General features: G+C 71.2%; 21 protein-coding genes. 4 read left to right on the top strand and 17 right to left on the bottom strand.

Features of this window, described 5'->3' with window-relative positions:
* Positions 1 to 50: 50 nt before the first annotated feature.
* The 3 genes from AB0B72_RS09270 to AB0B72_RS09260 all read right to left on the bottom strand — a co-directional run bounded on the left by AB0B72_RS09270 (position 51) and on the right by AB0B72_RS09260 (position 2882).
* On the bottom strand, positions 51 to 1103 hold the full coding sequence (locus AB0B72_RS09270; RefSeq protein ID WP_367738099.1) for a hypothetical protein: 1053 nt from the start codon (positions 1101 to 1103) through the stop codon (positions 51 to 53).
* A gap of 5 nt (positions 1104 to 1108) precedes the next feature.
* Positions 1109 to 1612, bottom strand: coding sequence for a SigE family RNA polymerase sigma factor (locus tag AB0B72_RS09265; protein WP_367738098.1), 504 nt, complete (start codon positions 1610 to 1612; stop codon positions 1109 to 1111).
* 286 nt (positions 1613 to 1898) lie between these two features.
* Positions 1899 to 2882, bottom strand: a complete 984-nt coding sequence (locus tag AB0B72_RS09260) for a zinc-dependent alcohol dehydrogenase family protein (RefSeq protein WP_367738097.1) — start codon at positions 2880 to 2882, stop codon at positions 1899 to 1901.
* Between the two features lie 84 nt (positions 2883 to 2966).
* Here AB0B72_RS09260 and AB0B72_RS09255 point away from each other — a divergent pair, with 84 nt between their 5' ends.
* Positions 2967 to 3350: a winged helix-turn-helix transcriptional regulator gene (locus AB0B72_RS09255; protein WP_367738096.1), complete on the top strand. Its 384-nt coding sequence runs from the start codon at positions 2967 to 2969 to the stop codon at positions 3348 to 3350.
* A gap of 134 nt (positions 3351 to 3484) precedes the next feature.
* Here the strand turns inward: AB0B72_RS09255 and AB0B72_RS09250 are convergent, their stop codons facing one another.
* Together AB0B72_RS09250 and AB0B72_RS09245 are read right to left on the bottom strand one after the other, a co-directional pair.
* Complete coding sequence (locus tag AB0B72_RS09250; RefSeq protein WP_367738095.1) at positions 3485 to 3883, bottom strand: MerR family transcriptional regulator; 399 nt, start codon at positions 3881 to 3883, stop codon at positions 3485 to 3487.
* Between the two features lie 48 nt (positions 3884 to 3931).
* The gene (locus AB0B72_RS09245; RefSeq protein WP_367738094.1) at positions 3932 to 4972 is read right to left on the bottom strand and encodes an NADP-dependent oxidoreductase; all 1041 of its coding nucleotides are present in this window, start codon (positions 4970 to 4972) and stop codon (positions 3932 to 3934) included.
* 73 nt (positions 4973 to 5045) lie between these two features.
* On the opposite strand from AB0B72_RS09245, the gene AB0B72_RS09240 reads away from it, so the two are divergent.
* Both AB0B72_RS09240 and AB0B72_RS09235 read left to right on the top strand, forming a co-directional pair.
* Positions 5046 to 5873 (top strand): phosphatase PAP2 family protein, encoded by an 828-nt coding sequence (locus AB0B72_RS09240; protein WP_367738093.1) that lies wholly within the window; start codon positions 5046 to 5048, stop codon positions 5871 to 5873.
* Positions 5874 to 5922: 49 nt separating this feature from the next.
* Positions 5923 to 6918, top strand: a complete 996-nt coding sequence (locus AB0B72_RS09235) for an NAD-dependent epimerase/dehydratase family protein (RefSeq protein WP_367738092.1) — start codon at positions 5923 to 5925, stop codon at positions 6916 to 6918.
* Between the two features lie 103 nt (positions 6919 to 7021).
* On the opposite strand, the gene AB0B72_RS09230 is transcribed toward AB0B72_RS09235, so the two are convergent.
* From AB0B72_RS09230 to AB0B72_RS09200, 7 genes are all read right to left on the bottom strand, one after another.
* The gene (locus AB0B72_RS09230) at positions 7022 to 7408 is read right to left on the bottom strand and encodes a TIGR03618 family F420-dependent PPOX class oxidoreductase (protein WP_367738091.1); all 387 of its coding nucleotides are present in this window, start codon (positions 7406 to 7408) and stop codon (positions 7022 to 7024) included.
* A 63-nt stretch (positions 7409 to 7471) separates the two neighbouring features.
* Positions 7472 to 8959, bottom strand: coding sequence for a serine/threonine-protein kinase (locus AB0B72_RS09225; protein ID WP_367738090.1), 1488 nt, complete (start codon positions 8957 to 8959; stop codon positions 7472 to 7474).
* Positions 8960 to 9083: 124 nt separating this feature from the next.
* Positions 9084 to 11357, bottom strand: coding sequence for an FtsX-like permease family protein (locus AB0B72_RS09220; RefSeq protein ID WP_367738089.1), 2274 nt, complete (start codon positions 11355 to 11357; stop codon positions 9084 to 9086).
* Positions 11354 to 12037 (bottom strand): ABC transporter ATP-binding protein, encoded by a 684-nt coding sequence (locus tag AB0B72_RS09215; protein WP_367738088.1) that lies wholly within the window; start codon positions 12035 to 12037, stop codon positions 11354 to 11356. Before AB0B72_RS09215 ends, AB0B72_RS09220 begins: the two co-directional genes overlap by 4 nt.
* Positions 12034 to 12558, bottom strand: coding sequence for a PadR family transcriptional regulator (locus tag AB0B72_RS09210; RefSeq protein WP_367738087.1), 525 nt, complete (start codon positions 12556 to 12558; stop codon positions 12034 to 12036). Before AB0B72_RS09210 ends, AB0B72_RS09215 begins: the two co-directional genes overlap by 4 nt.
* Positions 12559 to 12778: 220 nt before the next feature.
* Positions 12779 to 13207 carry a hypothetical protein gene (locus AB0B72_RS09205; RefSeq protein WP_367738086.1) on the bottom strand — a complete coding sequence of 143 codons (429 nt, stop codon included), beginning with the start codon at positions 13205 to 13207 and terminating at the stop codon, positions 12779 to 12781.
* A 545-nt stretch (positions 13208 to 13752) separates the two neighbouring features.
* A complete protein-coding gene (locus tag AB0B72_RS09200; protein ID WP_367738085.1) occupies positions 13753 to 15090 on the bottom strand; it encodes a PHB depolymerase family esterase in 1338 nt (445 codons plus the stop codon).
* A 255-nt stretch (positions 15091 to 15345) separates the two neighbouring features.
* Here AB0B72_RS09200 and AB0B72_RS09195 point away from each other — a divergent pair, with 255 nt between their 5' ends.
* Complete coding sequence (locus AB0B72_RS09195; RefSeq protein WP_367738084.1) at positions 15346 to 15801, top strand: MarR family winged helix-turn-helix transcriptional regulator; 456 nt, start codon at positions 15346 to 15348, stop codon at positions 15799 to 15801.
* Between the two features lie 30 nt (positions 15802 to 15831).
* Here AB0B72_RS09195 and AB0B72_RS09190 read toward each other — a convergent pair whose 3' ends face one another.
* Genes AB0B72_RS09190 through AB0B72_RS09170 form a run of 5 tightly spaced genes read right to left on the bottom strand, consistent with a single transcriptional unit; the run spans position 15832 to position 21135 of the window.
* Positions 15832 to 16788 (bottom strand): 2Fe-2S iron-sulfur cluster-binding protein, encoded by a 957-nt coding sequence (locus AB0B72_RS09190; protein WP_367738083.1) that lies wholly within the window; start codon positions 16786 to 16788, stop codon positions 15832 to 15834.
* 45 nt (positions 16789 to 16833) lie between these two features.
* Complete coding sequence (locus AB0B72_RS09185) at positions 16834 to 17049, bottom strand: hypothetical protein (RefSeq protein ID WP_367738082.1); 216 nt, start codon at positions 17047 to 17049, stop codon at positions 16834 to 16836.
* A complete protein-coding gene (locus AB0B72_RS09180) occupies positions 17046 to 18146 on the bottom strand; it encodes a Rieske 2Fe-2S domain-containing protein (protein WP_367738081.1) in 1101 nt (366 codons plus the stop codon). The genes AB0B72_RS09185 and AB0B72_RS09180 overlap by 4 nt, the downstream gene beginning before the upstream one ends.
* Before the next feature lie 43 nt (positions 18147 to 18189).
* On the bottom strand, positions 18190 to 19716 hold the full coding sequence (locus tag AB0B72_RS09175; protein WP_367738080.1) for a long-chain fatty acid--CoA ligase: 1527 nt from the start codon (positions 19714 to 19716) through the stop codon (positions 18190 to 18192).
* A gap of 33 nt (positions 19717 to 19749) precedes the next feature.
* Positions 19750 to 21135, bottom strand: a complete 1386-nt coding sequence (locus AB0B72_RS09170; RefSeq protein ID WP_367738079.1) for an MFS transporter — start codon at positions 21133 to 21135, stop codon at positions 19750 to 19752.
* Positions 21136 to 21193: the final 58 nt, after the last annotated feature.

The following is a 21193-nucleotide window of genomic DNA, read 5'->3' as shown; positions in this document are numbered from 1 at the left end:
ATTTCGGCTACTACGTCTGCGAGCACGTCCCGGCCGATCTCGTCACGTGGTCACCCGGGCTTGCCGTAGACGGCCACCGTCAGCGTTCCCGGCCGCTGCCGGTATTCGGCGATCTTCGCCACCAGCCGGACCTGGATGGTCACGGTCTTCTGGCTGCGCGGCTTCGGCCCGCCCAGGTCGGTGAACGGGATCCTCCGGTCGGCGGTTCCGGCGATGCATGTGGTGGAGCCCTTGACCGGACGGCCGTTCACCCGGACCTCCTGTATGAGGCGGCGGGCGATGTCGCCTCCGCAGTACGCCACGAAGGCGAGCGATCGTCCCCTGTTGGGCACTGTGATCGTCACTTCACGGGCGGCAGGCCAGGTGATGCTCTTCTTCGCGACCAGGGTGAACTCGTGCGGCCGGCCGCCGATGGCAGGAGGCGGCTCGGCCGGTGGCGACGCGGCCTTCATGGTGGGGGGAGGCGTCCACTCGTAGACGCCGAACCGCCATCTCTCCGGGCGGTCGTGCGGAGCGATGTTCTTGAACCCCGTGGGCGCGTCGATGGTGAACGTCGCCCGGCGTGTTCCGGCCGGAAGCGGTGCCACGTCGACGGGCACGGCCCCATTCCTCTCGCACCCGGCGCCCAGGAAGGACACCGGCGACAGGGTGAACACCTTGAAGACATCCGGGACCCGTACGGCGACCTCCGGCGCCATCACCCCCGAAGGCGTCGGGCAGTCCGCGAGGACGGCCAGCGGCTTGCCGTGCACCTCCACATCGAACGTCACCGACTTCTCGCGGGGCGCGTCGAGTGTCGCCGTGGCCACCCTGCGGTAGACCGTGCCGTCCGCCTCCTCGAACTGAGCCGGGATCGAGCCGGCGGCGGACGCTGCGATCTGTCCGTCTTCATCGGTTCCGTGCAGACTCAGCACGCCTCCCGAAGCCACGACCGCCACGGCCGTCACGGCCGCCACCGCGGCGGCACCCGCGACAGCGGTGAAACGACGGCGCCGGGCGCCGGTTATCCCCGTCCGCAGCGACTCCCACGGGATCGGACGCCCGGCCGCCGGCCGGCTGCGCTCCTCCAGAAGATCATGAAGGTCTCGCTGATCGATGGGCATGCGGCTTACCCCCTTCTCGCGTACGTGGACGCGAACGAGTCGTCGACCCGCAGCTTGGCCAGCGCTTTGCTGGTCTGGCTCTTGACCGTCCCTACGCTGCATCCCAGCGTCTCCGCGGCCTGGGCCTCGGTCATGTCCTCGAAGAACCGCAGCACGACGACGGCTCGCTGCCGGGCGGGCAGCCGTCCCAACGCCTGCCAGACGACGTCGCGCTCGTCGGCCCGTCCCATGTCGTCGGCCGCTCCCGTCCGGTCGGGCGGAGATCCGGTCGTCACCTCCACCTGTCTGCGACGCCGTCGCCACCACGACACGTGGACATTCACGATGATCTTCCGGACGTATGCCTCGGGCTCGTCCTGGATGCGCGGCCAGGCCAGCCACGCCTTGATCAGCGCCGTCTGCACCAGGTCCTCAGCCACCGCCCAGTCTCTCGACAGCAGGTAGGCGGTGCGGAGCAGGCGTTGCCACGCCACCGCGACGAACGCGTCGTACTCCGATCGATCCGCCATTCATGGGCCTCCCTCGAATCTTCACGTCGCCCCTACGACGCCGGCGACGACCGAGAAGGTTGCCTCATGAAATCGAGGCGGCTCGACACGACGCCGCCGCACTGCAGAGCCCAGTCACTGAACGTGATGCATCGCGGAAGGCCGGGTGCGGGGACGGCCGACGTGTCCGCGCACCCGTACCTTGTCCAGCATCCCGGCAGCGTCGTGGTGGGCCCGCGCGGTGGTGGAGTCGACACCGACCAGGGACAGATCCACCTCGGCCCGCTTCCACGACCGGATACACGCCTTAGACCGTGACGACGATCTTCTTCCCGGCGTGGAGCCCCTTCTCGAGATGGCGGTGTGCCTCGACGACGTCGTCGAGGGCGAACACCTTGTCGATGGCGGGCCGCAGTGCACCGAGGCGTACACCGGCGTTCAGGAAGGCCGCCATGCGCTTCACCACGACGGCGTCGACGGTGTGCTCGAAGCTCCGGTAGCTGAAGATCGTGAGCGGCGTGCTTCTCGGAAAGGGGGTGGGCCGAGGGTCCAGGAAGCCCGCCGCGACCAGCGTTCCGCCGGGGCGGGCCGCCTTCAGGAGATCCTGCTGGCCGGGGCCCATGACAACGTCGAGGACGATGTCGGCGCCGGTCCCGCCGGTGTGGTGGCGGACGGCTTCGACGACGTCCACGTCGTCGGTGGCGATGACCGCGGCGGCGCCGGCGGCGAGCAGGTCGGCCTCCCTCGCAGTGTGCCGGGTGACGGCGATGGGCACGGCGCCGATCTGATTGGCGATCTGCATCGCCGCCCGGCCGACGCCGCCGGATGCGGCAGTGATGAGGATGCGGTCGCCGGGCCGCATCTTCGCCTTCTCGACGAGCGCGCCGTAGGCGGTGGAGTACGCGACCCAGATCGCCGCCGCCTCCGTGATTCCGAGCCCGGCCGGCCGGGCGACGACCCGGCTCGCGGGGACCGTGGTGTATTCGGCGTAGCTGCCCCTGACGCTCGCGTCCGGAATGGCCGTGAGGATGACTGGATCGCCGATCTCCAGTCCGGTGATCTCGGGGCCCAGCGCGTCGATAACGCCGGTTCCTTCGACGCCGAGGCGAGCGTGTGGCAGCGGGACGGTTGCGGGCAAGGTACCGGAACGCATCATCTGGTCGAGCGGGTTGACGGCGAACGCCTCGATCCTGACCCGTACCTCGCCGGCTGCGGGTTCGACGACCGGCTCCTCGACGACGTGCATGACATCCGGCCCGCCGAACTCGTCGAACACGACGACTCGTGGCATGGTGACTCCTCCGCATCTGGTGGTTTTGTTGCTCGCGGAAGACGTTACGGAGCGGTGGGGTACCTCCTGGTACCTTCGATTTTCATGCAGAACACGGCTGGGCCAGCCTTCCTCGCCGACTGCCCCACGCGCCTGGCGGTCGAGATCATCTCCGACAAATGGGCCGTGCTCGTGCTCTTCGGGCTCAGCCATCAGCCTCGCAGGCACGGTGAGCTCGTCGACCTCATCGGCGGTGTCTCGCGCAAGGTCCTCACCCAGACGCTGCGCCGGCTCCAGCAGTACGGTCTGGTCGAACGCCATGCGGAAGCGCCACGGCGGGTCGAGTACCGCCTCACCGACCTCGGTCGGACCCTCGTCGAGCCCATCGAGGTCCTGACGAACTGGGCGAGGGACTACGGCGGGGCCATCGTCGACTTCCAGGAGGCGGCGCAAGCCGCTACTTCTGCTCGGGCTCGCGCGGCGGGTTGATCTTGACAGGTGGACCGGAGGTGCGGCGGATGCGGATTGGCGGCCTGAACGGCGGGAAGATCGTGATCGTGCTACCGGAGAAGAAGCGGGTGCCTTCGTGATGCGACCATCCAGGCCGGAGAGTCCGTGGCACCTCACGACCAGGCAGCCCGCTCCTCTCCGGTGTCGCCGGACGCCGCCAGCCAAGGCATGCGCTGGACAAGGCTGTCGCGCAGCCGAGTGAGGGTGGCGATGCGCTCCTCCAGCTCAGCCACCCGCTGCGCGGCGACGGCGTTGCTGGCGGCGCACGGCGGCGTATCGCCGAACACCGCGGGCAGCTCGGCGTCGAGGTGCTTCAGGAACGACTTCACATTTTCGACGGTGAACCCGCAGGCCAGCAGCTCGCGAATGTTGCGGACGCGGAGGGTCGCACCGGGCTCGTAGACGCGATACCCCGTGCTCGTACGACCGGGCTCCAGCAGGCCCTGCTCCTCGTAGTAGCGCAGGGTACGGGTCGTGGTCCCGGCCTCCGCGGCCAGTTCACCGATGAGCATCACAGGCACCTCCGAGTCCAACCGCACGGCTTCTCGTACGTGTCAAGGTCAAGTCCCGAGCCGGACCACGGTCTTCCCGGTGTACGCGCCCTTCACCAGACCGAGGAGGGCCTGCGGCGCGCTCGCGAGCCCGTCGATCACCGTCTCGTCGTGGACGATCGCCCCTTCGCTCAGCCAGGTACGGAGCTGCGTGCCGAACTCCGGAGCACGCTCAAGATGATCGCTCGTGGTGAAGCCACGCATGGTGAGGCGCTTGCCGATCACGCTGAGCAGGTCGCCCGACCCGTCGTCAGGACGGCTCTTGCCCTGCCGGTTGAGGGCTCCGCACAGCGCGATGCGGCCATGCGGGTTCATCACCTCGATCGCGGCACGCAGGTGCTCGCCGCCCACGTTGTCGAAGTAGACGTCGATGCCTTCGGGGGCGGCCTCGCGCAGCCGGTCCACGATCGGGCCGTCGTGATGGTCGAAGGCCGCATCGAACCCGAGTACGCCGGTCAGACGGGCGACCTTCTCGGGTGATCCGGCGCTGCCGATCACCCGAGACGCCCCCTTGAGCCGGGCGATCTGACCCGCCATGTTTCCCGTCGCTCCAGCCGCGCTGGAGACGAAGACGGTGTCGCCGGGCCGTAGCTCCGCGGCGTCCATGAGCCCGACATACGCCACCAGCCCGGAGCCCAGGTGGACAGAAGGCGTCGGGTAGGCGTTCCGGTCGACGCGGCGGAACAGCCCGGCCCGCTCCACGGCGTACTCGCGCCAGCCGAACCGATGCGTCACCAGGTCGCCCACGCCAAGTGACGGGTCGGCGGAGACGACCACCTCGCCGATGGCGGCTCCGTACATCACCTCGCCGATCTCGTAGCGGGGCATCGGCAGACCGGAGATCCCCGCTATCAACATGAGCATGCCGGGCTCGAGCGACATGAACAGATTGCGGACCAGCACCTGACCCGGTGCGGGTTCGGGGACGGCGACCTCGGCGATCTCGAAGTCGCCGGGAGTGGGCAGGGCATCCGGACGTGCGACAAGCCAGACCTCCAGCCCGGTGCGGGGGACACCGGAGAATGCCGCGTTCATCGAAGGTGCGTCCATGCCGACGACGGTAGGGATTGACCCATGCGTGAAGGTCAAGCCGTCCGCCCGGTGACGCGGCTATGGTGACCGCATGAGTCCACCGCCGGATCTCAGAAACTGGCGGCGTGAGATTGCCACCGCCGGGTTTTCGCGCCTGATCGAGCGTGCCCGACCGGGCGTGCGTGCCGGAGGCGGGCGTGGGCAGCCCACCGTGCTCGTCGAAGTGATCGTGCTGGCGCTCGCGTTTCTGCTCTTCACGCGTCTTCACGCCGCCGTGGCCAAGGATTTCGCGTCCGCCACCGCGAACGCTCTGGCCCTGCAGTCCCTGGAACGCGGCCTCAATATGGACATCGAGCGGACGGCGAACGAGTGGCTCACCGAGCATCCGGCCCTGATCCAGCCGTCGGTGTACTACTACCGCTTGTACTACGTCGTGCTCGCCGGTGTGCTGCTGTGGGTTCTCTTCCGGCACGCCGATGTCTACACAAAGGTCCGCCGGACCCTTCTCGCGATGATCGCCCTCGTTCTGCCGGTCTACTGGGCGCTTCCCATGTCGCCCCCGCGCTTCGCCCTGCCGGGTGTCGTCGACATCATCGCCGAGCACGACATCCTGGGAAGCCATTCCGCGGCAGGGGCTCAGAACTACACGGCCATGCCCAGCATGCACGTGGGATGGTCGGCGTGGTGCGCGTATGCCGTGTGGTCCGCGCTCCGGGCCTGTCACCCACGGGCGGCGCTGCTGGCGTGGGTGTTCCCGCTCGGCATGGTGGCCGACGTGCTCATCACGGGGAACCACTACGTGCTCGACATCGTCGGAAGCGCCGTCCTGCTCGGTGTCTCCATCGCGGCCGCCTCGGTGTGGGGCCGCCTCGCCGATCGCCGGCGCGAAGGTCCGCCGTCAGCGAACCAGGTCCGCTGAGAGTGAACCGGCCTGGGGTGCCCGGTGTCCGCACTGCTTGGGTGTCGGGATGGAGATCCTGATTCTGGGCGGAACGGCGTGGTTGGGCCGGGAGCTGTCACGGCGAGCGGTGGAGCTCGGTAACCGGGTGACATGCCTCGCCCGGGGTGAAAGCGGAGAAGTCGCCGCCGGGGCGACGCTGGTGGCCGCCGATCGGCGCGATCCTTCGGCGTACGAACCGTTGCTCGACCGCGAATGGGACGCGGTCATCGAGGTGTCGTGGCAACCGGGGTTCGTTCGGGGAGCGCTCGACGCACTGGGCGGCAGGGCCAGGCACTGGGCCTATGTCTCATCCGTGAGCGCCTATGCCTCGCATGCCACTCCGGGCGCGGACGAGTCCGCCGCCCTGCTCGCCCCCACCGATCGAGACGAGGCCGACCGCGAGTCGTACGGCGAGGCGAAGGTCGCCTGCGAGCAGGCGTCGGCGGACGTCGTGGGCGACCGCCTTCTCATCGCACGCGCCGGTCTCATCGGCGGCCCGGGGGACCACAGCGGGCGTTCCGGATACTGGGTGGCCCGGGCCGCACGCGACCCCCACGGGCCGATGCTGGTCCCCGACGCGCCGGCCGGGCCGACACAGGCGGTCGACGTACGCGACCTCGCCGCCTGGCTGCTCGACGCCGCGGAGGCGGGAACCACCGGCACATACGACGCCGTCGGTCCGGTCGTTCCGTTCGGAGAGTGGATCGAGCTGTCCCGCGCCGTCGGCGGGCACACCGGCCCGGTCGTCACAGCCGGCTCGGCATGGCTCCTGGCGAACGGCGTGGCCGAGTACATGGGGGCCGAGTCGCTGCCGATGTGGCTGGCGGAGCCGGGCTGGGAAGGGTTCTCGGCCCGGGACGGATCCGCGGCGCGCGCCGCGGGGCTCCGTCATCGCCCCCGGGCGGAGTTGCTGGCGGACACGCTTGTCTGGGAGCGCGAGCAGGGTCTGAACCGGGAACGGCGTGCCGGCCTCAGCGCCCAGCGCGAGCGGGAGTTGCTCGACGCTCTCACTGACGGCCGGTGAACCGATCAGGCCGATCAGTTCCGTCAACGCGGCACGAGTCTCCCGGCCATCCGGGAGGCGGTCCCACGACCGGGTGCCGCCGCCCCATGATCCGAACCGCCGGTCACACGTTGCCGAGCACGCGGGTGATCCGGATCTCCAGCACCACCCGGGCCGGGTTGGGCCGGGGCTCCCGGTACCGCTCGGCGTAGCGCCGCTCCGCGTCGGCCACCGCGTCCGCGTCGGCGCGTACCACCGCCGTGCCCTCCAGGGTCGACCAGCGCCGGCCGTCCACCTGGCAGAGCGCGACCCGGTCCGCTCCGGCGGCGACGAGCCGGGCCTTGTACGACGTGCCCGAGGTGATGACGCGGGCCGTCCCGCCGGGGATGTCCAGCGTCGCGCCGACCGGCACCACATGGGGCGTGCCGTCGGGACGGACGGTGGTCAGCGTGCACAGGTGCCGCTCCCGCCAGAACTCGGCGAAGCCGGAGCCGTGGCCGTCCAGGTGCATGTGTCCCTCCGATGATGTGAGGACACCATCGAAGCAGTACGGCCCCGCCCCGGGCGGCGCGAGTCAGAACGTGATCTCCACCGCCCCGCCGGCCAGCGTGAGGCGGGCGGGGGTGCGGCCGGAGGGCATGTCGAAGACCATGAAGCCCTCCACCGAGCTGAGGGCGGAGACCGAGGTGGGCGCGGGGTCCGACACGTCGCTCGGGCCGTACTCCGACCCCTGGTCGTCGACGAGGGTGACGGTGCTCGCCTCGACGGACGCGTCTTCGGAGGCGTCGTTCTTGAGAGCCCACTTCAGCACGCAGAACCGGCCCTGCGCGCTGGGAGTGTCGCCGTACGACGTCCACTCGCAGTTGGGCGCCTCCGCGATCAGGAACCGCAGGGGAGTGCCGTCGATCTTCGCCCACTCCCCCACGCCGACGCTCGCCGAGGAGGCCGGCTCCTCCGGCCCGGCGGACGCCGAACCACTGGCCGCGCCGGCCGTGGTGGGCACGTCTCCCCTGCCCGAGGGGATCACCCGGACGAGCACGGCCACGCTCGCCGCGAGCGCCAGCACGGCAGCCACGATCCCCAGCGTCCACCGGTTCACCCGGCGGCTCGGCGGGGCCTGCGCCGGCACGACATCGGCGATCCTCGTGGCGTCCTCGGCCACGTTCGCCGGCGGATCCCACGACCGGGTGAGCGCCGCCGTCACCGCTCCTTCCCGGACCTGCGCGGTCCGGGGCCCGGACAGATCCCCGCCCACCAGCGCGATCATCAACTCCTGCGCGCCGGGCCGTACGGAGGGATCGCGGTCGGTGGCACGCGCGGCGAGGTCGTCGAGCGGGGCCGGCAGTCCCTCCAGGTCTGGAGGGCCGGTCAGCACGCGGGCCGCCAGCAGCGCGGCGTCGCCCCGGCCGAACGGATGGCGGCCCGTTCCGGCGTACGCGACCAGGCAGCCCCAGGCGAAGATGTCGGTCCACGGGCCGACGGGATCGCCGTTGACCTGCTCGGGGGCCCACCACCCCGGGCTGCCGAGCACCTCTCCCGCCCGGGTGGGGCCCTGCGCGGCGTCCATGACCCGGGCGATGCCGAAGTCGATCACGCGGGGCCCGGACATCGACAAGATGACGTTGGCGGGCTTCAGATCGCGGTGCACCAGCCCCGCCACGTGAATCGCGGCCAGCGCCGTCGCCACCCCCACGGCCACCCCGTGGAGCTGCCCCGGCTCCAGAGGGCCGTGCGTCGCGACCTGGCGTGAGAGCGGGGTGCCGGGGATGTACTCGGTCACCATGTACGGCCGCCCGTTCTCCGCCGTCCCGTCGTCGAGCACCCGCGCGGTGCAGAACGACGCGACACGGCGGGCACCCGCCACTTCGGCGTGGAAGCGCGCGGCGAAACCCTCCCCGTCGAGTCCCTGCCGGACCACCTTCACGGCCACCAGCCGTCCCTGCTCGTCCGAGCCGAGGTAGACCGTCCCCATGCCGCCCTCGCCGAGCCTGCCGAGCAGGCGGTACGGGCCGATGTGAGCCGGATCGCCGGGCCGGAGCCCTTGGGTGGCCGTCGAATCCATGAGGGACCTTTCGCGTGATCCCCCTTCCTACACGCTCCGCCCGCCCCGGGGGAAGCCCGCGGTTGGCACGTGCCACCGTACGGCGGTCGTGGAAGGGGGGCTCGCATCGCCACGGCGGCGTAGGTCACTCGGTACGCAGGCCGTCCGGCCGGGTGATCCGCCACAGCGTGGGCAGGCTCAGCGCGGTCGTCAGCAGCACGGTGGCGGCGCCGAGGCCGACCGACCAGCCCACCGCCGCCCAGCTGACCGTGACCCGCACGGCCGCGATGCGCAGCAGCACGACGCCGAGCCCGAGACCGAAGCCGACCGCGAGCACCAGCCCGACCAGCACCGGCAGCACGGTCTGCCAGAGCACCGACAGGCTGAGCGAACGGCGCGGGGTGCCCAGGGCGACCAGCATGGCCAGCAGCCGGCGGCGTTCCCGCAGTTGCTCCAGCACGCCGACGAGCATGCTGGCCGCGATCAGCAGCAGGGTGACCACGATCCCGAGGTAGAGGCCCCGCCGGATCGACGCGAACCGGTGGGTCTCCCGCACCGCGCTGAGCGCGGAGACCTGGGCGAACGGGTCGTCCTCCAGCGCGGTGCTGCGCACCCGCTCCAGCGCATCCGGGTCGCCCGGCACAATCCGGACGAAGGTGGTCGTCTCCGGCTCGGGCAGGCTGCCCGGGTCGAGCGCGCCCGGCGTGGCCAGGATGGCGTCCCGGGGGGCCACCGGTCCCTCCGTGCGGGCCGGCACCCGCCGGGCGTCGGCGGGCACCGTCCAGCGGCGGCCGTCGTCGCCGAGGGCGACCCAGCCGCCGGGGCGGACCTGCGACGCCGTGACCGGGCCGCCTTCCGGCGAGCGGACCAGGAACGTGTCGCCGTTGGCGCACCGGCCGAGATCGGCGAACGCGGCCAGTTCGGCACAGTCGCCGACGAGCAGTTGCACGCGGTCGGGCCCACCGTGCGCAGGCACCGCGGGGATCTCGTGCGTGCCCACGGCGCCGGCCACGCCCGGCGTGCCGCGCAACCGGGCCAGCGACCCCGGCAGGTCGGTCCGGCCGAAGGTCCGCACGATCGCCTGGGCCCAGGTCACGTCGTCGCCCGCCGTCCTCGACCGGTCCTCCACCGCGGCGAACAGCATCTGCAGGCCGATGGTCCCGGCCACCGCGACCGCGATCCCGCCGACCAGGCGGGCCGAGGCGGCGCTGTCCAGCTGGAGCCGCCGCACCGCGAGCTGCCAGCCCACCGGCCCCGCACCCAGCCGCCGTACCACCAGGTCGATCAGCCACGGCAGCAGCGCGACCGCGCCGGCCAGCAGCAGCACCGTCCCGGCGGCGGCCTGGTACTCGGCCGGCGCCGCGGCGACGCCACCCCCGTCGACCAGCGGGGCGAGCAGCGCCAGGCCGGCGGCGGGCAGCAGCAGCCGCCACCAGATCCGGCGGCGTGGCGGGACCGCGCGGCGGGTCACCCCGAGCGGTTCCACGGCGACGCCACGCAGCGCGGCCAGGCTCACCGCGACCGCGAGGGCGGGCACCGTCAGCCCGATCGCCACGACCAGCGGCAGCGCGGGGCGCACGTCCCCGGCGTACAGGCTGATGTCCCAGAGGGTGACCAGCGGCACCAGCCGGCGGCCGGCCAGGAACAGCAGGCCGCCGACGGCGAGCCCCAGCAGCGCCGCCGCGACGGTCTCGCCTGTGGCGATCCGCCGGGTCATCCGCCGGTCGGCGCCGACCAGCCGGAGCGCCGCCAGCCGCCGGTCCCGGCGTTCTCCGCCGAACCGCATCGCGGCCCCGATGAACACCGTGATCGGCAGCAGCAGCACCACGAAGATGATCACGATGAGCAGGGTGAGCAGGGGGCCGAAGCCCTCGCCGTCCGGCAGCGGTTCGCCGAACCGGTCCAGCCGGACCGCCTGTTCGGTGCCGAGCGTGTCGCTGCCCAGGTAGAAGGCGAGCTCGCCCGGCCCGAGCAGCCCCTCGTCGCCGATCACGCCGGTCACCCGCGCGCCGCCGAGGCGCGGCGCGAACAGCGGACCCTCCGGCGAGCCGAGCAGGTCCCGCAGTGCCGGCGACACCACCGCCTCCCCGGCTCGGGGCAGTGCCTTCAGCCCCGGCGGCACCGGCGCGTCCGGCCCCTCCGCGCGCACGACCTGGCCGTACACCTCCTGTTCCCGGAACGTCGTCTGCACGCTCGCGACGAGCACCGTGCCGGGGCCGGCCGGCAGCGCGCCGCCGGCGTGGAAGCCGATGCGGGCGTCGCCGCGCTCGTCACGGGACTGGAGCGCGCCCGGCACCGAGGCGGCGAGCAGCAGCAGCGCCACGCCGACGCCGACCCCGATCGCGGTGAGCAGGGTGCGGGTCCAGCCGTCCCGGCCGCCCGCGACCGCGAACCGCGCGCCGAGCAGCAACTCGCTCACAACGCACGCTCCAGGTCCCTGGTACGGCCGTCGCGGACGACGACCTCGCGGTCGGAGTAGCCCGCCACCCGGGGCTCGTGGGTGACCAGCACCACCGCCGCGCCGGTGTCCCGGGCCGCGGCCGTGAGCAGCCGCATCACCCGCTCGCCGTTGAGCGAGTCGAGCGCGCCGGTGGGCTCGTCGGCGAACACCACCCGGGGCGTGGTGACCAGCGCCCGGGCCACCGCCACCCGCTGGCCCTGCCCGCCGGACACCTCGCCCGGCCGCTTGCCGGCCACGTCGCCGACCTCCAGCCGGTCCAGCCACTCCGCGGCCCGGCGCTCCGCCTCGCGCCGCGGCACCCGCTCCAGCCGCAGCGGCAGCGCCACGTTCTCCACGCAGGTCAGCTCCGGTACGAGCTGCCCGAACTGGAAGACGAACCCGAACCGAGTGCGGCGCAGCGCGCTGCGCGCCGCGTCCGGCATACCGGACAGCTTCTGGCCGTCGTACCGCACCTCTCCGGCGTCCGGCACCACGATCCCGGCCAGGCAGTGCAGCAGCGTCGACTTCCCGGACCCGGACGGCCCCATGATGGCCACCACCTCCCCGGGTCCCACCGCCAGCGAGGCCCCGTCCAGCGCCGGCGTCGGCCCGTACGACTTGCGCAGGTCCGCCGCGACCAGCAGCGGCGAGCCGGTCACGAGCGCACCCGCGCGGCCAGCTCGTCCAGCCGCGCCGTGGTCAGCTCAAGCCAGCGCAGGTCGGCCTCCAGGTGGAACAGCGCGTGATCGCAGATCAGCTGTTCGGCGAGGTCGTCCGTGGCCTTGCGCCGGGTCAGCTCGCGCATCAGCCGCAGGTGCTCGGCCCGCTGCACGTCCAGCAGGTCGGCCGCCGGCCGGCCGGTCAGCACCGCCAGCACGACCTTGGTGTACAGCGTGTTCTGCAGGTACGGCTCCGGCTTCTCCGGCGTGCCCAGCCAGCGGTCCACGTCGGTCACCCCTGCCGAAGTGATCGCGTACCGCTTGCGCTCCGGCCCCTCGCCGGGCTCGACCGCGTCCAGCTCGACGAGCCCGTCCTTGAGCAGCCGCGACAGTGTCGCGTACACCTGCCCGTAGTGCAGCGGCTTGGTGTTGCCGAACCGGTCGTCGTAGGTCCGCTTGAGGTCGTACCCGTGCCGGGGGCCGGACTCCAGGAGCCCGAGGAAGGTTTGTCCGAGTGACATGGGGACGACTATACACATCACGTATACATGCCATGCACACGCAGGTCAGAGGTGATCTACCTCCCTGCGCACCTCATCGAGCTCCGCTCCACACGAAGGCCCGGGCCTGACGTGCCGGAGATCGACGGGGCCGCCTCCCGCGCCCGGGAACCCGAGAAGACCTCGCGGAAAGGGATCCGGCGAGGTCTTCACGGTGGTGCGGACCGTCAACGAGTCCGGCTCAGTTGAAGGGGTTGTCGTACGTCGCGGTCCTGGTGCGCTCGCGGTAGACGTTGTTGTTGAAGTCCGAGCCCACCAAGGTGAGGGTCAGGTTCATGACCGTGCTGCCGTTGTCCACCTCGGCGGCCAGTGGCGTCGCGGTGTAGAAGGCCGGGCAAAGAGCCGTCGACGAGCCGCCGCTGTAGTACAGCGTGTTCTTGTACACGCCGTTGACGTAGACGCTGACGTGCGGCGCGACGAAGCTGGACACGCGGCACAACTCAAGGTTGTACAGGTACTTCGTGTTCCCGTCGTCGAACTGCACCGTCCCGTCCAGCCTGGCCAGGAGCTGGCTGCCCGTCGGCCCGCCGTACACGGCCATCGACACGGGCTGGGGGGCGCCGTAGGCCGCGTGCGCCGGTGTGACGGACAGGAGGGCCGCGACGACCATCAGAAGAGCGATGACCGCGGACCTTGTCGCGTGAAGCCGCCGAGTGCTCGATAGCAAATTCGCAACCTCCATTGACTTGACGGCGGCGAAACGCCACACGCCGGGTAGTCGCATACCGCGGAACTCGAAGCGATCCGCACCCGGAGATTATTGTCGCCGCCGGGGGCTGTCTAATGCGCACTCCCGACCCGGAGGATCGCACACTCCGCGAATCCCAACAGGTAAGACGGCACTTATATGCGGCGTCCTTTGATCAGGCCGGATGGCGCATATCAATCTCTTCATCACGCGCGTTGATCCATGTAAATTTCATACGGCAACCACATAGTGGAACGAGGTGGCGGCCATCGGCGCCGCACAGGCGATCGCCGTACTCGGATTCGGCGCGCCACTAAAGCGGGATACCGAGACTGAAATCCCGGGTGACAATTCTATTGCCCGTCCGGCTTCATTCCCGTTACCCATTCGACTATTGGGGATACGGTCAGCCGGGCCGGTGACCCGGCTGACCGGGGAGCTGATCTGCGACTGTCCCCGGATGGGGGTCAGCCCCTCGTGCAGGCGGCGCCGTTGAGGGTGAAGGCGGCCGGGTCGGAGTTCGTGCCGCTGTACTCGGCCTGGAAGCCGAAAGTCGTACTGGCTCCGGCGGCGATGGTGCCGTTGTAGGCGACGTTGCGCGCGATGACCTGCGTGCCCGACTGGGTCACATCAGCGTTCCAGGCGTTGGCGACACGCTGGTTGCCCGTCCAGGACCAGGCGACGGTCCAGCCGTTGACGGCGGCACTCCCCGTGTTGGTGATCGTGATGTTGGCGGTGAACCCGGTGTTCCAGGTGTTCGGGACGTAGGTGATCCGGCACCCGGTCCCCGGCCCGGGGTCCGACGGCGAGGGGCTGGGGGACGGAGAAGGGCTGGGCGACGGGGAGGGGCTGGGGGAAGGCGAGGGGCTCGGCTGGCCGGTGATGCCGAAGAACTGGATGGCGGCGGCCGCCATGCCGCTCATCGGGAGGCTGTGGCCGGCGCCCTGGATGCTGTAGGCCTCGACCTTCACCGCCCCGGAGGCGTCGGCGTAACGGCGGCGGTTCCAGTTGGCCTGCGGCGTGTCGGTGCTCGTGGGGGTCTGGCTGAGACCGAACACGTTGGTCCACTGGTCGATCTCCTGCTGGAGCTCGGCGTAGTAGACGAGGTTGTCGGCGGTGCCGTGCCAGAGCTGCACGCGCGGCCGGGGCCCGCTGTAGCCGGGATAGGCGGCGCGGACCAGGTCTCCCCACTGCTGCGGCGTCTTGCTGATACGCCCCGAGGCGCAGTTGCTGGCGCCGGGCGAGGGGATGTAGTCGGCCTCGTTGGCGAAGCACCCGAACGGCACGCCCATGAACGCGGCCCCGGCCTTGAAGACGTCCGGGTAGTCGCCGAGCATGATGTTGGTCTCCATGCCGCCGGCCGAGCTGCCCGTGACATAGATGCGGTTCGAGTCGCCGTTGTACCGCTGCCGGGTGTAGGTGATCATGGACATGAGCGAGACCGGGTCGCTGCCGCCGTTGCGCACGTGGGACTCGCTCGACCAGGAGTCGAAACAGTTGCCCTTCTTGGACGCCGACGGATAAATGACGATGAATCCGTATCGATCGGCGAGGGAGGCGAACTCCGAGCCCGAGTAGAAACCGGGGCCGGAGCCGCCGCACCCGTGCATGGCGAGCACGATGGCCGGGCTCTGCTGCACGTTGTTCGGCACATACAGGTGCATGCGCAGATTCCCGGGATTGGACCCGAAACCGGTCACCTCGGTGAGGGTGGCGGCCAGGGTGGGCGGCGCGAAGATCAGGGCCGCGGCGGCGTAGAGCACCGTGGCGCAGGCGGCGGCCAGCACTGCGATCAATCGCTTCATCGGCTGTCCTCTCCTTGATGGGCGGGAGGTGTCCTCTGGTCGGTACACGGGGCCGCGGCGCCGCCGTCTCACGCGGAGAAACTTCCACCGGTATAGGGGTTTCCCGACAAGCCGGTCAACGCGCGCCCCGGCGGGCCGGGGTGAGCCGGGCCTGGAGAAAGCGCCTTTCCGCTGCTTATCAAGTGTCTTGATATCAAACGGCTTGATATAGGGTCGAGAAACTTACATCCCGAGAGCGCACGTTATCGTCGTTCGGTGACCTTCAGCCGTAGCGATCCGACCGCCCCGCCGGCCTCGCCCGCACCGCGCCTGAGCTACCTGGTGTATCGGCTGGAGCGGCGCATCCGTGCCCGCCTGGACGAGGAGCTCGCCCGGCACGGCGTCAGCACCACCGAATACATGGCGCTCAGCGAGCTACGCATGCGGGACGGGCTGTCCTCGGCGGAGCTGGCCCGCATCACCTTCGTCACGCCGCAGGCCATGAACCTGGTCATCCGGGAGCTGGAGCAGCGTGGGCTGATCCGCCGCGACCCGCATCCCGACGGCGGCCGGATGCTGTGCTCCAGTCTCACCGGCGCGGGGCTGGCCGCGCTGCGGCAATGCGACCGCTCGCTCGACAGCATCGAGGAGGTCATGCTCGCGGGGATCGACGAGACGACGCGCGAGGCGATCGTCGAAGGTCTCACCGTGTGCGCGGGAGCCCTGCGATAGCCGACGCGCGGGTTCCCGAGAGGCTGGATTTCAGATCTCCAGGACGAGGCGCGGCGAGCGGGCACGGGACACGCAGATGAACATGATGTCCCCGGCCGCGCGCTCCTCCTCGGTGAGCAGGAAGTCGCGATGGTCGGGGACGCCGTCCAGTACGGTCGTCTCACAGGTGCCGCAGGTCCCCTCACGGCAGGAGGACAGCACCGGTACGCCGGCCTCCTCGACCACCTCCAGGATCGAGCGGTCCGGCGGCACGGTCAGCGTCGTGCCGGTCAGGGTCAGTTCCACCTCGAACGCGGCCGAGGGCTCGTCGTCGTCCTTCGCCGCGGGCACGAAGCGCTCGACCCTCAGCGCGCCCTCCGGCCAGGAGGCGCACCGCTCCCCGGCGGCCACCAGCAGCGGCTCGGGCCCGCAGCAGTAGACGACCGTGTCCGTACGCGGCACGCCGAGCAGAAGGTCCAGGTCGAGCAGACCGGTCTCGTCCTGGGGACACAGCTCGACCCTCCCAGGATGGTCCCGGGCGAGCTGATCGGCGAAGGCCATGGAGGCCCGGGTGCGCCCGCCGTACACCAGCCGCCAGTCCGCGCCGCGAGCGTCCGCTTCGGCGATCATCGGGAGGATCGGCGTGACGCCGATGCCGCCGGCGATGAAGAGGTAGCGCGGAGAGTCGACCAGGGCGAAGCGGTTGCGGGGGCCGCGGGCCCTGAGCGTGTCTCCCTCGGCGAGCCGGTCGTGCACGTGCTCGGAGCCGCCGCGCCCTGCGGCCTCCCGCAGCACCGCCACCTGGAAGACGGACCTGTCGCGCGGATCGCCGCACAGTGAGTACTGCCTGACCAGGCCGGGAGCGAGCAGCAGGTCGACGTGCGCGCCGGGCGTCCACGCGGGCAGCGGGTCGCCGCCGGGGCGTACGAGACTCAGGAGCACGACGCCCTCGGCGATCGGCCGCTTGACCGCCACCTTCAGGTCGAACTCCGGTTCCTCGACGGGCATCGCCGGCCGGTCCCCCTTCCTGCCCCGCTCCCGGGTGTCGGCATGTCAGACGAGTACGGCGGCGGGGGCCGGCGGATCCGGCACCGGGCGGGACCGGTGTCCCTCGGGGTGGCCGAGCAGCCAGTCCCACAGGACCACCGGATCGGTGAACTCCTTGTCCGCCCCGCAGAAGCAGACGGCGTGCAGCCGGTCGGTCCCCGGCACCCAGTGGATGCGGTGGACCCTGCGGGCGGCCGGCGCGCCGAGGTCGTCCGCGTTCATCGGGCGGCGGCCTCCGGCCGCGCTGATGACTGCGCTGATGACCGCGCCGACGGCCGCGCTGAGCCGGTCTGTGCCATCCGGGTGAGGAGACGCCGGGCCGCCAGGCCGCCGGTGTCGATGTTCACCGACAGCTCCTGGTAGCGGTCCGCCTCCTGCGCGAGGACCTGCTCCAGCGTGTTGAGCGCGGTGACGTCCTGGAGCACGACGGTGCGGTTGCTCTCCCGGAGGAAGTCGGAGACCTTCTGGTCGTCGAGCGCGAAGTCACGGGCGACGGCCCAGAAGTCGTAGGTGGAGTTGTCCGTCGACGGCGTGATCGCGTAGACCACCTCGACGTGGAAGGCGTGCGGGTCGCCGTCGGGCGCGGGCGGGGGCGACCCGACGGGGGCGACCCGGCTGTGCAGCAGGTACAGGCACGGCGGGTGGTACTCGATGTCCTGCCAGCGGGTGATCCGGCCCTTGATGCCGGTGGACTCGGCGTAGAACGGCGGGCAGGCCGCGTCGTCCATGTGCCTGCTGACGTAGACGACGCCCGCCTCCTCGTCGACCTCGGTGGTGATTGGGGTCTCTGCCACCTCCGGGGTTCCGATGTACCCGCCGTGCAGGTACGTCTCATGGGACAGGTCCAGGAGGTTGTCGACGAGCAGGCCGTACCGCGCGTTGAGCGGCTCCATCCCGCAGACCGTGGCGTAGCCGGGCGAGGTCAACCACGGTGCGCGCGGGGGCAGCGTGCCGCCCGGCTCCCGGTCGCCGATCCAGACCCACACGAACGAGTCCTGCTCCACGACGGGGTAGGCGCGCAGGCGGGCGGTGCGCGGGATGCGCTGCTGCGCGGGAACCGCGACGCAGACGCCGTCGGGGCCGTAGGTGAAGCCGTGGTAGCCGCAGACCACCCGGTCGCCCACGAGGTGGCTGGGCGACTCAGACAGCGGGAACCGGCGGTGCACGCAGCGGTCCGCCATCGCCACGGCCCGGCCGTCCTCGGTGCGGTAGAGCAGTACGGGCTCGTTGAGGATGGTACGGCCGAGTTGCCGCCTGCCCACCTCGTGGCTGTAGGCGGCCACGTACCACTGGTCGCGCGCGAATTCGGTGACGGTCACAGATGCTCCTCGTGGTTGGGGACCGGGCCGGCCGGACACCGGATCATCCGGCCGGCAGGGGGATCCTGCGCAGCTCGGGTTTGCGGATCTTGCCTGAGCCCGTCCTCGGCAGCGCGTCGACGATGTCGAGATAGCAGGGGATCTTGTACTTGGCCAGGCGGGGGCGGAGGAACTCACGCAGGTCGGCGGGGGTGACGACGGCGCCGGGGCGGGGGACGACGAACGCCCGGCCGACCTCGCCCCACTTCCCGTCCGGCACGCCGACCACGGCGACCTCGGCCACGGCCGGATGCTCGAACAGCACGCCCTCGACCTCGGCAGGGTAGACGTTCTCCCCGCCGGAGATGTACATGTCCTTGACCCGGTCGACGATGTGGAGATGCCCCTCCTCGTCGAGGACGCCGAGGTCGCCGGATCTCAGCCAGCGTCCGTCGGCGAACGCGGCGGCGGTCGCCTCGGGGTCGCGCCAGTAGCCGGGGGTCACGTTGGGCCCCTGGATGAGCACCTCGCCCGGCTCACCGGGCTCCACGGCCGTGAGGTCGGGCCGGACCACGCGCACGTCGGCGAAGAACACCGGCACCCCCGCCGAGCCCACCTTGCGCACGCTCTCACCCGCCTCCAGGAAGGTCGCGCCGGGCGAGGTCTCCGTCAGCCCGTAGCCCTGGCAGAAGACCAGGCCCCGCTCCTGATAGGTGCGGATCAGCGCGACCGGGATCGCGGCTCCCCCGGACATGAGGGTGCGCAGCGACGACAGGTCGGCGCCGGCCCACCGCTGCGACCGCGCGAACGCCGCGAACATCGTGGTGACCCCGAACATCCAGGTGACGCGGTGCCTCTCGATGAGGTCGTAGCAGGCGTCCACGTCCCAGGACGGCATGATCACCGAGCGGCCGCCCTTGAGGAACGTCGGCAGCATCGTCTGGTTCAGGGCCGCGACGTGGAAGAGCGGCGCGCTGATCAGCGTCACCTCGCTGCCCGCCACATCGACCCCGATCATGATGTGGAAGCAGTTCCACACCAGGTTGGCGTGGGTGAGCATCGCCCCCTTGGGACGCCCGGTGGTGCCGGACGTGTAGAGGATGAGCGCGACGTCGTCGAGCGCCACCGGGGTGTCGATCGGCGTGGGGTCGCCCTCCGCCAGCCACGCCTCGAACTCAGGCTCCCCGGCGGCCGGCGACTCCAGCGCCACGACCGTACGCAGGGCCGGCATGACCGGGAGGGCTCGTACGATGGCGGCGCACTCGGGCGCGTAGACGAGCACCGAGGGGCCCGCGTCCTCAAGCATGTACGCGGCCTCGGGCGCCGCCAGCCGGAAGTTCAGCGGCACGAAGATCCCGCCGAGCACGTGCGTGGCGAACATGGTCTCGATGAAGGCGGTGTGGTTGGGGCCGAGGTAGGCGACCCGGTCCCCCGCTTCCACCCCCGCGTCGCGCAGCCGCGACGCGAGCATCGTCGTCCGCTCGTGCACCTCGCCGTAGGTGACCGGCCGGTCCGCGAAGACGAACGCGGTGCGGTCCGGGCTCATCTGCGCGCGGCGGGCGGGCCAGCCCCCCACTCCGGCGTTCCGCATCCGTGTCACCCCTGTCGGTTGGAGTTCGGGAGGTCAGATGGACGGCTGTCCGGCCGCGCCGGTGACGCCGCCCGGGGCCGGCACGGGCGTGGCGACCGAGGACAGGTCGCGGCCGCTGGTCTCCCGCAGCGCGAGGACGCAGCCCACGGTGAGCAGGCAGAAGGCCGCGATGATCACCGAGATCGTCGTCGTGTCGCCGCCGCCGGTGGACTCGTCGATCGTGGCGAACAGCAGCGGGGCCAGGCCGGCCCCGAGACCGGCGATCTGGTAGCCGAGCGAGGCGCCGGTGTAGCGGCTCCGGGTGGCGAACAGTTCGGTGTACAGCGCCCCGAGCGGGCCGTACATCATGGGGTGGAGGAGCGACTGGCCCAGCACAAGGGCGATGGTAAGCACGGCGACGCTGCCGCTGTCGACCATCGGGAACAGGATGAAGGCGAACACCGCCATGAGCAGCGCTCCCGCGAGCACGACGGGGCGGCGCCCGACCCGGTCCGACAGCGCCGACCACGCGATGATGCTCACGACGGCGAGGGCGGACGACAGCGTCAGGCCGTTCAGCACCGCCTGGCGGGGGAAGCCGGACCGCACTCCGTACGCGATGAGGTAGGTGGTGAGCGTCCCCTGCGCCACGAAGGCGGACAGCCCGACTCCCACGCCGAGCAGCAGCGTCTTCGGGTGGTCGCGGAGCACGTCGAGCAGCGGCGCCCTCTGGGGGACGGTGCCGGCCGCCGCGGCCTTCCTGGCGGCCTCGAAGACCGGGCTCTCCTCGACCTTGAGCCGGACGAACAGGCCGACGGCCAGCAGGACGACGCTCAGGAGGAACGGCACCCGCCAGCCCCAGCTCAGGAACGCCTGTTCGCCGACGACGGCGGCGGTGCCGGTGAGCGCCCCGGTGGAGAGCACCATGCCGAAGGGGGCTCCGGCGTTGGTGAAACTCGCCCACAGGCCCCGGCGGCTGGTCGCGTGCTCGGCCGACATCAGCACGGCGGCGCCCCACTCGCCGCCGACCGCGACGCCCTGGAGAACGCGGAGCGCGACGAGCGCGACGGGAGCGAGGACGCCGATCTGCGCGTACGTGGGGAGAACGCCGATGAGGAAGCTGGCGACGCCCATCAGGGTCATGGTCAGCACGAGCATGCGCTTGCGCCCCAGGCGGTCGCCGAAGTGACCGAAGACGACGCCGCCGAGGGGCCGGGCGAGGTAGCCCGTGGCGAAGGTGCCGAAGCTGGCCGCCGTCGCCGCGAGCGGGTCGAGGGAGGAGAAGTAGATCTTGTTGAAGACCACCGCGGAGGCGGTGGCGTACAGCAGGAAGTCGTAGTACTCGATCACGCTTCCCAGGAAGCTGGAGGCGACCGCGCGCCGGAGCCCCCTCGGGTCGGAGCGGCTCGGGTCGGGGGGTTTGGCTGACAGGTTCGGCATGACCGAGCTCCTCATCCGGGAGCAGTCCGCACCGCTCCGCTGTGCGCGAGGTTAGGCA

The organism is Microbispora sp. NPDC049125, from assembly GCF_040802045.1.
GTDB lineage: Bacteria > Actinomycetota > Actinomycetes > Streptosporangiales > Streptosporangiaceae > Microbispora.
Note: the sequence above shows the minus strand (reverse complement) of the source record. Positions and strands in the feature narration are given on the sequence as shown.